The 12026-nt window shown below is 67.2% G+C and carries 11 protein-coding genes; 7 read left to right on the forward strand and 4 right to left on the reverse strand.

Translation table 11 applies throughout. The features are described 5' to 3' along the window. Nucleotides 1–20: 20 nt before the first annotated feature. Nucleotides 21–524, reverse strand: a complete 504-nt coding sequence (locus SMD14_RS05635) for a hypothetical protein (protein ID WP_321215650.1) — start codon at nt 522–524, stop codon at nt 21–23. Between the two features lie 252 nt (nt 525–776). Between SMD14_RS05635 and SMD14_RS05640 the strand changes: the two genes are divergently transcribed. Next, a complete protein-coding gene (locus SMD14_RS05640; RefSeq protein WP_321215651.1) occupies nt 777–1445 on the forward strand; it encodes a hypothetical protein in 669 nt (222 codons plus the stop codon). 102 nt (nt 1446–1547) lie between these two features. On the opposite strand, the gene SMD14_RS05645 is transcribed toward SMD14_RS05640, so the two are convergent. Then, nucleotides 1548–2000 carry a DUF4383 domain-containing protein gene (locus SMD14_RS05645; RefSeq protein ID WP_157238814.1) on the reverse strand — a complete coding sequence of 151 codons (453 nt, stop codon included), beginning with the start codon at nt 1998–2000 and terminating at the stop codon, nt 1548–1550. 172 nt (nt 2001–2172) lie between these two features. Here SMD14_RS05645 and SMD14_RS05650 point away from each other — a divergent pair, with 172 nt between their 5' ends. From SMD14_RS05650 to mgtA, 3 genes are all read left to right on the forward strand, one after another. Continuing rightward, nucleotides 2173–3423 carry a S8 family serine peptidase gene (locus SMD14_RS05650; RefSeq protein WP_321215652.1) on the forward strand — a complete coding sequence of 417 codons (1251 nt, stop codon included), beginning with the start codon at nt 2173–2175 and terminating at the stop codon, nt 3421–3423. Nucleotides 3424–3505: 82 nt separating this feature from the next. Then, a complete protein-coding gene (locus SMD14_RS05655) occupies nt 3506–4186 on the forward strand; it encodes a hypothetical protein (RefSeq protein WP_321215653.1) in 681 nt (226 codons plus the stop codon). 6 nt (nt 4187–4192) lie between these two features. Then, nucleotides 4193–6892, forward strand: a complete 2700-nt coding sequence (gene mgtA / locus SMD14_RS05660) for a magnesium-translocating P-type ATPase (protein ID WP_321215654.1) — start codon at nt 4193–4195, stop codon at nt 6890–6892. Between the two features lie 27 nt (nt 6893–6919). Here mgtA and SMD14_RS05665 read toward each other — a convergent pair whose 3' ends face one another. Together SMD14_RS05665 and SMD14_RS05670 are read right to left on the reverse strand one after the other, a co-directional pair. Continuing rightward, nucleotides 6920–7696, reverse strand: coding sequence for an alpha/beta hydrolase (locus SMD14_RS05665; protein WP_321215655.1), 777 nt, complete (start codon nt 7694–7696; stop codon nt 6920–6922). Between the two features lie 54 nt (nt 7697–7750). After that, nucleotides 7751–9007: an NAD(P)/FAD-dependent oxidoreductase gene (locus SMD14_RS05670; protein ID WP_321215656.1), complete on the reverse strand. Its 1257-nt coding sequence runs from the start codon at nt 9005–9007 to the stop codon at nt 7751–7753. 247 nt (nt 9008–9254) lie between these two features. Here SMD14_RS05670 and SMD14_RS05675 point away from each other — a divergent pair, with 247 nt between their 5' ends. The 3 genes from SMD14_RS05675 to SMD14_RS05685 all read left to right on the forward strand — a co-directional run bounded on the left by SMD14_RS05675 (nt 9255) and on the right by SMD14_RS05685 (nt 12010). Continuing rightward, a complete protein-coding gene (locus SMD14_RS05675; RefSeq protein WP_009372930.1) occupies nt 9255–9458 on the forward strand; it encodes a cold-shock protein in 204 nt (67 codons plus the stop codon). Between the two features lie 141 nt (nt 9459–9599). Then, the gene (locus SMD14_RS05680) at nt 9600–10871 is read left to right on the forward strand and encodes a plasmid pRiA4b ORF-3 family protein (RefSeq protein ID WP_321215657.1); all 1272 of its coding nucleotides are present in this window, start codon (nt 9600–9602) and stop codon (nt 10869–10871) included. Between the two features lie 290 nt (nt 10872–11161). Further along, entirely contained in the window at nt 11162–12010 is an 849-nt protein-coding gene (locus SMD14_RS05685) for an alpha/beta fold hydrolase (RefSeq protein ID WP_321215658.1), read from the forward strand. Nucleotides 12011–12026: the final 16 nt, after the last annotated feature.

Consider the following 12026-nt stretch of genomic DNA (forward strand, 5'->3'; position numbering starts at 1 on the left):
TGCGATGGGCAGAACTTCCCTCAGCTCTGGGGAAGCTCGGCCGGATCGCAGGTCGCGGAGTTCACCGGCACGCTGATGCGCAGGTAGGCCGGGCTCTTCGACTCGATGGTCAGGGTGGCGCCGGCCGCATCAGTGCTGCGCGCCACCACCCAGCCGCCAGGGACATCGTCTGTCCCGCCAAAGGCAGGGAAGCCGTGCCTGGCCAGGACGGGGTCGCCGGCGGAGAAAATGTCTGCGAAATGGTTCGAGGGTTCCACCACGTCCGCACTGCTTTTCATCGTCTGCGGGTACAGCATGCACCGGCCGTCGTCCAACCGCGACAGGGCGGCCGGCTTGTCCCGGGCCCAGGTGATGCTGGGCAGCTTCTCTTCCAGGGCGGCGATCAGCTCTGCCCGCAGGGAGTCATACCTGGGGAAAGTGTCCGCGACGGATGCCGGTGCGCTGGTGACCGGCGGGGCGCTGCTTGTCTTGGTGGCAGGTCCGTCGGGGGCCGCGCAGCCGGCCGCGGCAAGCGTCCCCAGCATCAAACCAGATGCCAGCAGGTGCCGCCGTGATTGTGCCCGACCCGCCATTTTGCCCCCAACTGCTGTCATGGGCACCTGGAACGGCCCCACCGAATGCTTCCACACTTTCACAGCATCCGGCGATGGGCACAACAACCCTGTGCCGGCCGTTCCGCGCTGGCCCGGACCTAAGTCCCTGTTTCACGGTGAAGCCTCAGGCGTAGCTTGAAAGTGGCTCCCCGAAAAACCGGGGTCCACACCCAAGGGGGCAACATGGCCAGGCCGAGGCTGTCGGCACTCAGCGTTCTGGGGTTCTCCGCGCTTTTCATGCTCACAGGCTGTTTTGGCCCGCCGTCCCCGGCGCCTACCAGCACCTCCGCCTCCCCGAGCCCCTCCGCTTCAAGCGCGACGGCGAGCCCCACCTCGCAGACCAGCGCGCCGGTGACCGCGTCCCCCACGGCGACAGCGCCGCCGTCGTCCGTTCCCGCGAGCCCGCCGGCGACGGCGGAACCAAGCCCTACCGGACTCCCGGAACAGGTGGCGCCGCTGACCATCTACTACGTGGCGGTGGACGACAACGGCGTCTCCGGGCCCAGGATCGGCTGCGGCGACAGCCTCGTCGCCACCACCACCGCGCCCGTGCGCTTCACCGACCAGGTGGGCCCCAGCATCGGCGCGCTGCTGGCGAACAAGAGCCGCGACGTCGGGATGTCGGGGCTGGTGAACGTCCTGTACCAGTCGAACCTCAGCTATCTGGGCGGTGAGCTGAACGGAAGCACGATCACCATCTGGCTCACCGGGCAGTTCATGCTGGGCGGCGTGTGCGACATCCCGCGAGCGAAGGGCCAGCTGGAGTACACCGCCATGGCCGCGTCCGGGGCCACGAGTGCCCAGGTGTTCGTCAACGGCCGCCCCATCGACGAGGTGCTCAGCCTCAAGTAGCGCCCGGGAGCGCGGACGGCAATGCCCCCGGCCCCAGCGGGAGGCTGCGGACGGGGGCATTGCCGTGTTGGTGCCAGGCGGGGCTGCCGCCGGAAACTGCCGTTAAGCGCGGGCCTTGCTGTGCCCCTTGGTGAGCACCAGGGCCAGGGCCACCATGCCGACGCCGAGCAGCAGGTGCAGGACGTTGTCGAAGCTGTTCAGCGGGACGAAGTTGCCGGCGGAGTCCTGGGGGACCACCAGGCCGTAGACGAAGAGGACCAGGTAGATGATGCCGCCGTAGAGCAGGAAGGAACGGGCGCCGCCGGCGGTTCGGGCCAGGGCGATGCCGGCTGCGCCGAAGAGCAGGTGGACGATATTGTGCAGGGCCGAGACCTGGAAGAGGCCCAGCAGCATGGCCTCGGAATGGCTGCCGGCGAAGTGCAGCTGTTCGAAGTTGGCCGTGATGCCCGGAACGAAGCCCAGGACGCCGACCAGCAGGAATACTGCGCCTACGGCCAGTGATGCCTTTTGCACGTTGGTGCGGGTTGCCGTGCCTGTGTGCGTGTGTGTTGCCATGGTGTTCTCCTGAATGCGATATGGGGTTCATGGGTTAGCCGGTTATGTTTACCGGCCGGCCCAAAGGGTTATGCCAGCAATTCGGGCTGTATCGCATTACGGATGGGTGCGCGCTAAAAAAGATTTGTCCGGGGCACTATCCAGCCGGTGGTGATCGGAGCAAGATAACCCCATGAAAAAAGCAGGCATCGCCGGATTCTTGGCGGCAATCATGGGAATAAGCGGAATTGCTTTTGCGGCCCAGGGCAACGCAGCCGCCGAGCCTTCATTTGTCGCGGGCCAGATTATGGTGAAATTCCGTGACGATGGCGCCGCGGCCGGCACCCTGCGCGGGCACGGCCTCAGCGAAGGCCCTGAAATCGGCAGCACCGGTGCCCGGCTAATAGAGGTGCCGGAGGGGAAGGAACTTCAACTTATTGAAGCCCTCAGCCGGAATCCTATGGTGGAGTACGCCGAGCCGGACAAGATCGTCAGGCCTGCCACGAACGATCAATACTTTCCGCGCCAATACGCCCTGCAAAACGATGGCCAGTCGTTCACTAACACCGCCGGCACCGTGACTGTCAGCGGCGACCCAAAATACGCCGACGCCGACGTGGACGCCGTGGAAGCGTGGACTGTCACCACCGGCAGCGGGATAGGCGTTGCCGTCCTCGATTCCGGCGTCGCAACCGACAACCCGGACATCAACCCGAAGGTCGTTGCACGGGCCAACTTCACCACTGCACGAAACAACGAGGACAATTACGGCCACGGCACGCACGTTGCCGGGATCGTTGCCGCCACGTCGGAGAACTCCATAGGCGTCGCCGGCGTTTGCCCGGGCTGCACCATCCTGGCCGGCAAAGTCCTCAACGATACCGGGATGGGATCCAGCTCAGGCCTCGCGAACGGCATCAACTGGGCGGTCAGCAGCGGTGCGAAGGTGATTAACATGAGCCTTGCCGTGGGGGCGACCACCACTCTCGAGACCGCCGTCAATAACGCCTGGCGCGATGGCGTGGTGCTCGTTGCCGCCGCCGGCAACGGGGGCAACACAACCATGATGTACCCCGGCGCCTATGCCAACGTCATCGCCGTCGGAGCCACCGACAACAAGGACGCCAAGGCCTCATTCTCAACCTACGGAGCCTGGGTGGACGTCGCAGCACCGGGAGTCAGCGTCTACTCCACCTTCCCCAACCACAAATTCGCCATCGCGAGGCAGTACGGCCGCTCCCTCGGTTACGACATCGGCAGCGGCACCTCGATGGCCGCGCCCATCGTTGCCGCGGTGGCCGCCCTTGCGTGGAAGTCCCATGCCGGCGCCACCAACGCTTCAGTCCGCTTCAACATCGAATCAACAGCCGAGATGAAGGCCGGCTCTGAAACATACTGGGCGCACGGCCGCGTCAACGCCGACCTGGCGGTCCGCCAGCCGTAACCCCGGCAATCGGGCCTAAAGCCCGTACTGGAGCTGCCGCCACCGGGGCTTTAATGGGGGGCAAGCGGACTAAGGAGCTGTCATGAAACGCTTGCTCATGGGACTGTCCACTGCGGCCATGGTGGCTGCGGGCGCAACACCGGCCGGAGCGGCTCCGCCCAACATCTACCACACCATCTCGTCCGCCCACGGCGCCGCCGTGGCGGTCAGCACGGTTGGCTGCGAGCAGACCGAGATCTTCGTCTCCTCAAGCACGGCGATGTACGCCGGACAGCCCGGCCCCGTGAACAAGCAGGGCCTCACGGCAGTGTTTGTCCGCGTCACCGACACCTGCGCCCAGGCATCCGGCGTCAGCGCAGCCGCCGGAGGCGGTGCGGTGCTGTTCCAGGCAGACGGCCAGAACATGGCGCCCCTGGTGGTTGACCCGAGGCTGACCGCCGCCTCCATCAGCACTGACATCCCGGGCACGGACGGCAACGGCAATCCCGTCACCATCAGGCTCTCGGCAACGTGGACCGGAACGGGCCCGCTCGAGCACCAGACCACGAACGTCCACAACAACTACCCCGGCGAGGGCAACGTCAACTCCACGGACAACAACCTCCGGCGCACCGCCACGGCAGGGGTGTCAGTGGCGGTCGGCGGCGTCGCCGCTTCCGGCACGGACACCGGCGCGCTCCTGGAACAGGTGAAGTCCCGCTGCATCGAAGTGGCCCGGCCGGGCGTGGAGGATTTCTACCCCTGCTTCGGTTTCCCCGCGTAGTCCTGCATGACAGACCTGAACGTCCGGCAGCGCAGCCCGCTCCAGCTCCCCATCAGCGATGCGGCGGCCCTGGCAGCCCAGCAGGTGCTGGAGCAGCTGGGCTCCAGCCCCGCGGGCCTGGCCGGCGACGAGGCGGCACGCCGCCTGGCGGAACTCGGGCCCAACGCCGTGCGCACCCACCGCGCCAACGGCTGGGCCGTGCTGGGGCGCCAGTTCGCCAGCCCCATCCTGATCCTGCTGCTCATCACCGCCGGGCTGTCGCTGTTCCTGGGAGATGCCACCAATTCAATCGTCATTGGCGTGATCCTGCTGGTCAGCGTCGGCCTGGGCTTCACCAACGAATTCCGCGCCGAACGGGCGTCCGAGGCCCTGCACGACCGCGTGACGCACCGTGCGGTGGTGCTCCGCGGCGGAACAACCAGGGAAGTGGACGTCACCGCACTGGTGCCGGGCGACGTCGTCCACCTCTCCCTGGGCGCCATCATTCCCGCCGACATCCGCCTCCTCACCGCCAGCGGACTCCTGTGCGACGAAAGCATCCTCACCGGGGAGTCCCTTCCCGCCGCGAAGGACCCCGCGCCGGTGCCCGCCGGCGCCGCCCTGGCAGACCTCGCCTCCTGCGTGTTCATGGGCACCGTCATCCAGTCCGGCAGCTGCACCGGCGTGGTGGTGGCCACCGGCGGCCGCGCCGAGTTCGGCCGGATCGCCCTGGGCCTGGGCGAACGGCAGCCACAGACCGAATTCCAGCTCGGGCTCAAGCGGTTCTCCTTCCTGCTGCTGCAGGTGGCCATCGTGCTGACCACCCTGATCTTCATCGCCAACCTGCTGCTCCAGCGTCCGCTCATCGAATCGCTCCTCTTTTCGCTGGCCATCGCGGTGGGCATCACGCCGCAGCTGCTGCCCGCCGTCGTCAGCACGTCCCTGGCCACCGGCACGCGCCAGCTGGCCAGGCGGAAGGTGCTGGTCAAACGCCTGGTGTGCATCGAGGACCTGGGCGACATGGACATCCTGGTCACCGACAAGACCGGCACCCTGACGGAGGGGCGGATCAGCTTCACCGGCGCGCTGCCTGTTGCCCCGGAGACGTCCGACGGCGGCCTGCTCACCCTGGGCCTGCTGGCCACCGAGGCGGACTACGCCGAGGCCAAGCTCTCCTCCGCCGGGCAGAACCCGCTGGACGCGGCCCTCTGGGACAGCCCCGGCGCGGCCGCCTTCGATGCGGCCCGCTTCGAGCGGATGGACCTGATCGGCTTCGACCACCAGCGCCGCCGCACCACCGTGCTGGTGCGGGAGGCGGGCGGCCGCCCGCGACTGGTCACCAAGGGCGCCCCGGAGGACGTCCTCGCCCTGTGCGGCCCGACCCCGCCCGCCGTGCAGGCGATGCTGGACGAACAGTTCGACGCCGGCTCCCGGGTTGTCGCCGTGGCCGCCCGGGATGCGGCCGGGCTCGTCCAGCTCACCCCGGCGGACGAACGCGGCCTGTCACTGGCCGGATTCCTGGTCTTTTTGGACAAGCCCAAGGCCAACGCCAGGGAGTCCCTTGACCGGCTTGAGGCGCTGGGTATTTCGGTGAAGATCGCCACGGGGGACAACGCCAAGGTGGCGGAGAAGGTCTGCGACGATGTCGGCGTGATCTCCGGGGGGACCCTGACCGGAGCCGAGGTCGATGCGCTGTCCGACGCCGCGCTCGCCGCGTCCGCCCGGACCGCCACCATCTTCGCCCGCGTTTCCCCCGAGCAGAAGGCGCGCATCATCACGCTGCTGCGCCAGAGCGGCGGCTCCGTCGGGTTCATGGGGGACGGCGTCAACGACGCCCTGGCCCTGCACAAGGCGGACATCGGCATCTCCGTGGACAGTGCCACCGACGTCGCCAAGGACGCCGCCGACGTCGTGCTGCTGGACAAGGACCTCGGCGTCCTGGCCGAAGGGGTGATGGAGGGGCGGCGGATCTTCGCGAACACCATCAAGTACGTGCTGATGGGAACCTCCAGCAACTTCGGCAACATGTTCAGCGCCGCCACGGCGTCCGTGGTGCTGAGCTTCCTGCCCATGCTGCCCGGCCAGATCCTGCTCAACAACCTGCTCTACGACGCCGGCCAGCTCGCCATCCCGGGCGACCGTGTGGACCGGGAGCAGCTCCGGGCGCCGTCGCACTGGAACATAGCCTTCATCCGGCGTTTCATGTTCCTCTTCGGGCCCATCAGCTCGCTCTTTGACTTCGCCACCTTCGCCCTGATGCTGTTCGCATTCGACGCCGTGCCGGGGGAGTTCCGGGCGGGCTGGTTCATCGAGTCGATCGCCACCCAGACCCTCATCATCTTCGCCATCAGGACCCGCCGCGTCCCGTTCCTCCGCAGCCGGCCGTCCGCCGGCCTGGTCGCGGCCTCGCTGGGCGTTGTGGCGCTCGGCGTCTACCTGCCGCTCTCGCCGCTGCAGGGCCTGCTGGGCTTCGACCCGCTGCCGGTCCCGTTCTTCCTGGCCCTGCTCGGCATGATCGCGGTGTACCTGGTGCTGGTGGAGATCGCCAAGCGGTGGTTCTTCTCCCGCGCCGCCCAGAAGCTGCCCGCCGGGCCGGTGGCCGTCCGCCGCCGCCCGGACACCCACCACCTCTCCCGCCGCGCCTTCAGGTTCAGTGCGCCGGTCCGGGTACGCCCGCGCCGCCGCTTCCGTGTTCGCCCCCGGCGGCGCCAACGCATGCGCGCTTGAGCCCGGAGTGTGCCCGGGAGGGCTTTCCTAAAGCCTGCCCAGGCTCTTTTCCGCCTTCTCCCAGTGCCGCCGGAGCAATTCAGCCAGACGCTTGGGCTCGATCCGGTGGGGAGGATCGAAGTGGTGGCGCTTGGGGAACACCTCCAGATGGAAGTCGGGGAAGAACACCCGTGCCAGCCGGGCGGCAATCTCGCCGTAGTCGTCGGGGTTGCTCAGGCCCCCCAGTGCGAAGAACACGGGCGGTTTAAAGGCGGCCAAACGGGCCCTGTCCAGGTCGTAGCTCTTGAAGGTCCGCAGGAACGCCTTGATGCCCGCGGGCCGCTTGGCCATCCACGGCGGCGGGGGACCGGGCGGCGGTGGCGGAAGGACGACGTCGTGCCTCACTCCCAGCCTCATGAAGGCGGGCATGAACTGCTCGGGCGGGAGCGTTTCCAGCCGCTCGTACTGTTTCCAGAGTTCGGTGTGGGCGGGGCTCCAATCCCAGTTCCCGGCCCAGGCGGGTTCCAGCAGCGCCAGGCTGAGCAGCCTGTCAGGATGTTTTGCGGCAAAAGCCAGGGCAGCAGCGCCGCCGCCGGAGTACCCGAGAAGGTGGAAGGTGCCCCACCCCCGGGCATCGGCCTCCCGCAGCACGCCGTCAATCTCGGTGTCCAGGCTCCAGCCGGGGGGAGGTTCGTCGTCCGCGTAGAGCTCCAGGTCCTTGGCGACAGCCTGCACATCGGGCCCCAGGGCTTCAATCAGCGGGCCGTAGGCCTCATCGGCGGGGAGGACGGAGCCCGGGAGCAGGATGACCCGAATCTGTTTCATGGAAGGAACCCTACGCCGGGGGCGGCCGTTGGCAAGGGGTGCTTCCGCACGGCTTCAGCCGCCCAGGCCGGCGATGTGGCCGGCCACGTATTTGGCGTCGTCGCCCACCAGCGCCAGGGTGGCCGAGGCGTGCCTCGTCAGCCAGGGCAGTCCGACGGCGTACAGGCCGGTGACGTCCGTGACGCCCCGGGAGTGCCGGGGGTAGTTCCACTCATCCAGCACGGGGATGTCCAGGAATCTGAAGTCCAGGCCGTACCCGGTGGCCCAGATGACCGCCGTGATGCCTTCGGCGTCCAGGTCCAGCCGTGCCCCGGATTCCGGGGGGAGCCATGAATCGGTCCGCGGCGTTTCCGGGGCCGGCGCATCAATGCCGGCCGCCGCGATGTAGGCGTCCGCCATCAGCTTCAGGCGCTGGCCGAACCCTGCCTCAACCATCGCCAGGCGTTCGGGGAGGTCGTCGCTGAAGGCGAGGACGCCGTCGTCGATTCCCTCAAAGCGGCCGTGGAGCCGGACGCCGCGGCGGCCCAGGTCCCGCACTCGGATGCTGTGGCCGCCGTCGTTGCCGGAAACCAGCGGATTGCACAGGAAACGCGCCGCGGGGGAGGGGAGCTGGTCCACCTGGAAACCGTTGATGCCGTACTCGGGGCCGTGCAGGTTGACCTGCAGGATCCAGTGGAAGACGTCCTGGCCCCGGTACCGGCGCGGCGCCTCGGGGCAGGTGGAGACGGCCAGGTGCACCTCCCGGCCGGCCGCCAGCAGGTCCTCGGTGATCTGCCCGCCGGACTGTCCGGTGCCCACCACCAGCACGGCACCGCCCGGCAGCTGCTGCGGATTGCGGTAGTCGTGGCTGTGCAACTGGAGCACATGCGAGGGAAGGCCGGCCGACGCCGCCGGGATGCGCGGCAGCTGGAAGGCCCCGTTGGCCAGCACGACGTTCTGTGCCGCGAACTGCCCGCCGTTGGTTTCCACGCTGAATCCGCCGTCAGCCCGGCCGATCCGGGTGGCTTCCGTGTCCAGCAGCACCGGCGCGGCAATCCGCTGGGCATAATCACGGAACAGGCCGATGACGGCGTCACGGGGAAGGAAAGCGTCAGGCTCGGGACCGTCGTAGGTCAGGCCCGGCAACATGAAGGAGAAGTTGGGCGTGTTCAGGTAGAACGAATCCCAGCGGTCCTGCCATGCCCCGCCCAGGGCATCCCGCCGCTCCAGCACCTGGTGCTCCACGCCGTGCCGCGCCAGCCAGTAGCTGGTGGCCAGGCCGGCCTGCCCGGCTCCGATCACCAGGGTGTTCACCCGTTGCGGTATCTCCATGGTTTGCTCCCGCAGGTCAGGATGCCGACTGGATCTGCTGGCAGGATATGCCCGGATGGACGCCGTGGTAAGTGCTGCTCCAAATCTCCTGTAGTGTTGTTCCTGTTGTTGTGTTTATGCAGTTGGTAGTTCAGGCAGTACGCGCGGTCGAAAGTCCGCGTTCTTCTGAAGTAGCGGTTTTGAACACCCCACACCGGAGGGCCCGAAAGTCGGGACTTTCCCTCCACCTTCACGAAGGACAAAAATAATGGCTACTGGTACCGTCAAATGGTTTAACGCTGAAAAGGGCTTCGGCTTCATTTCCCCCGATGACTCTTCACAGGATGTTTTCGCACACTACTCTGCGATCAACTCCAACGGCTTCCGCTCCCTCGAAGAGAACCAGAAGGTTTCCTTCGACACCGAGCAGGGCCCCAAGGGTCCCCAGGCCACCAACATCCAGGCACTCTAATCCATTAGGGAATCTGGGGCCTTCGGGTTTCGAATTTTGAAAAAGCAGGGCCGGTCGCTGACCGGCCCTGCTTTTGCTTAACCCGGCTGTGCTGCCAGATCAGCGATGCAGGACCTCCTGCGGCTCTGGAAAGATGACCCTATGCAGTCCGCCGCACGCGTCCCCGCCTTTGAACTCCGCATCAGCATTGAGGACACCGAGCCAGTGATCTGGCGCCGACTGCGGGTTCCCGCCGCCCTGACAGTCGAAGAATTCCATCTTGCCGTGCAGGCGGCCTTCGGCTGGGAGGACCGCCACGTTTACGCCGTCAGGTGCGTAGATCCCAGCGGGAACCAGCGCGTGGTTGCAGGGCCCCTCGGCGCAACGGAGGACTCGGGCGCAGAGGCGGCCTCCGCCGTCGTCCTTTCGGACCTGTTGGATCCCCGGAAGCCGGGCACGGCCTGCGAGTACGAGTACGACTTCGGCGACGGCTGGACTCACCAGGTGGAGTTGCTCGGGCCGGCCGAACTGGCTTACGGCGAGCTCCAGTGCCTGGGCGGCGCCAACCGTGGTCCCGTGGAGGATTCCGGTGGGCCGGAGGGATATGCCAACCTGGTCCGCATCCTCGCGGACCGGCACCATCCGGAGCATGGCGATGCCGGGAGATGGGTCTTCGAGACCACCGGGGAGTTTGGCCAGAGGTTCGACGCCACCCGCTTCGACGTGGACGCTGCCAACCGCCGGCTGCGGATCCTCAGCCTCCAGTGGTGGCCGCAGCCGCTCACTGACGGCGAGCGCGATGCGGTGCTGAAGCCCGTGCGCTGGTTCCTGGAGAATGCCGAGGGTGATGGCCTGGAACTGACGAAGGACGGGTACCTGAAACCCTTCCTGGTGGCGCGCGCCGTGGAGGAAATCGGCTGGGACGGAGCCGTCCTGGGCAAGGGAAACCGTGAAGCGAATGTCTTGCCGGTCCGTGAACTCCGGGAGCATGTCCTGGCGTGGAAGCTGGTACGGAAGCTCAAAGGCAGGCTGGTGCTCACACCCCGCGGCCGGCGGGCGCTCGAACGGCCGGGCGACTTGTGGGACTACATGGTGGACGTGATCGCCAATCCGAAGCACGACGCCGTACGGCTGGCCATGCGCCTCTACACACACTGGTACCTCAGTGGCATTGCGCCGCCGCGGCTCCTTGAAAGGGATGTGATCAGCCTGGCCCTGGAGGACGCCGGATTCGTTACCCCGTCCGGCCACGGCATCCCCGAGGAATGGGTCACCGACATCTACCGGCGTGTGCTGTGGAGCCTCATGTGCCTGCGCGTGTTCGATCGCGGCGACCACCTTTTCCACCGGCAAATGCTGACCGACGGCGGCGTGAAGTTCTTCATGGCGGTCAGGGACGCTGACCGGCATTCTCCGGGCGGTCCTGCGAGCTGACAGCCATGGCTGTCCGTGCACGGATGTGCAGCGGCAGTGAACGGTGATGCGCCGCCGGTCCGGGGCCACAATCTGGCTACTGACCAGTAACAACGATGTGGAGTGCCCTTCACATCCGCCGCCGCACCCGGCGCAAACGGCGGGCGGTCTTGGCCGCACGTTTGTGCAGAATCCGCCGCCGCCGCCCGGTCCTGCCTAGCATTTGAAGACCCCCGGGAGGAACCTGGCCCGCAGCACAGGCTCCGGTTCCTGCCCGGCCCATCCGCTGACACGCAAACGAAGAGGTTTCTATGTCACTGCTCAAAAAGGCACTGTCCCTGGCCGCGACCGCCGTCCTCGCCGGTTCCCTCGCCGCGGCACCCGCCCACGCGGACGTCGTCGAAATATCCCCGCCCGGCGCCAACGACTGGTCCTGCAAGCCGTCGGCCGAGCACCCCTACCCTGTCATCCTGGTCCCCGGGACCTTTGAAAGCATGGCAAAAAACTGGTCCACCCTCTCGCCGTACCTCAAGAGCGCCGGGTACTGCGTCTTTGCGCTCAACTACGGGGAGACGAACGGCGTCTACGCCACCGCGCCTGTAGCCGATTCCGCGAAGGAACTCGCCCCGTTTGTCGACGCTGTCCGCGCAGCCACCGGCGCAAAGAAGGTGGACCTCGTGGGCCACAGCCAGGGCGGCATGATGCCCCGCTACTACATGGGCTTCCTCGGCGGCGCCAAGAACGTCAACCAGCTCGTCGGAATCGCCCCCTCGAACCACGGCACGGAAGGCGTGATCCTTCCTCCGCCGGACGTCGTGGCCGACCCGAACTACACGGCTCTCGGCTGCACTGCCTGCGCCGACCAGCAGGCAGGTTCGCCGTTCATGCAGGAACTCAACTCCATCGGTGACACCGTGGCCGGACCGTCCTACACCGTGATCTCCACCGTCTACGACGAAGTGGTGATTCCCTACAACAGCCAGTTCCTCTCCGGCCCGGCGCGGCAGGTCACCAACATCACCATCCAGGACAAGTGCCCGGCGGATGTGTTTGAGCACGACCAGACGCCGAACGACCCCGTGGTGCACCAGATCGTCGCCCACGCCCTGGGCAGGGCGTCTGGGCCGGCGGATCCGGCTTACCAGCCCAGCTGCATCTAGCAGCGGACCGGCCCGC

Origin of the sequence: Pseudarthrobacter oxydans, from assembly GCF_034258515.1 — a bacterium.
Lineage (GTDB): Bacteria > Actinomycetota > Actinomycetes > Actinomycetales > Micrococcaceae > Arthrobacter.

What these genes read in the sequence shown, in the direction of transcription:
- SMD14_RS05650 (WP_321215652.1), top strand. Translation starts at nt 2,173, where the DNA reads ATGAAAAAAGCAGGCATCGCCGGATTCTTGGCGGCAATCATGGGAATA.
- SMD14_RS05675 (WP_009372930.1), top strand. Translation starts at nt 9,255, where the DNA reads ATGGCTACTGGTACCGTCAAATGGTTTAACGCTGAAAAGGGCTTCGGC.
- SMD14_RS05680 (WP_321215657.1), top strand. Translation starts at nt 9,600, where the DNA reads ATGCAGTCCGCCGCACGCGTCCCCGCCTTTGAACTCCGCATCAGCATT.
- mgtA (WP_321215654.1), top strand. Translation starts at nt 4,193, where the DNA reads ATGACAGACCTGAACGTCCGGCAGCGCAGCCCGCTCCAGCTCCCCATC.
- SMD14_RS05670 (WP_321215656.1), bottom strand. Translation starts at nt 9,007, where the DNA reads ATGGAGATACCGCAACGGGTGAACACCCTGGTGATCGGAGCCGGGCAG.
- SMD14_RS05645 (WP_157238814.1), bottom strand. Translation starts at nt 2,000, where the DNA reads ATGGCAACACACACGCACACAGGCACGGCAACCCGCACCAACGTGCAA.
- SMD14_RS05685 (WP_321215658.1), top strand. Translation starts at nt 11,162, where the DNA reads ATGTCACTGCTCAAAAAGGCACTGTCCCTGGCCGCGACCGCCGTCCTC.
- SMD14_RS05635 (WP_321215650.1), bottom strand. Translation starts at nt 524, where the DNA reads ATGCTGGGGACGCTTGCCGCGGCCGGCTGCGCGGCCCCCGACGGACCT.
- SMD14_RS05665 (WP_321215655.1), bottom strand. Translation starts at nt 7,696, where the DNA reads ATGAAACAGATTCGGGTCATCCTGCTCCCGGGCTCCGTCCTCCCCGCC.
- SMD14_RS05640 (WP_321215651.1), top strand. Translation starts at nt 777, where the DNA reads ATGGCCAGGCCGAGGCTGTCGGCACTCAGCGTTCTGGGGTTCTCCGCG.
- SMD14_RS05655 (WP_321215653.1), top strand. Translation starts at nt 3,506, where the DNA reads ATGAAACGCTTGCTCATGGGACTGTCCACTGCGGCCATGGTGGCTGCG.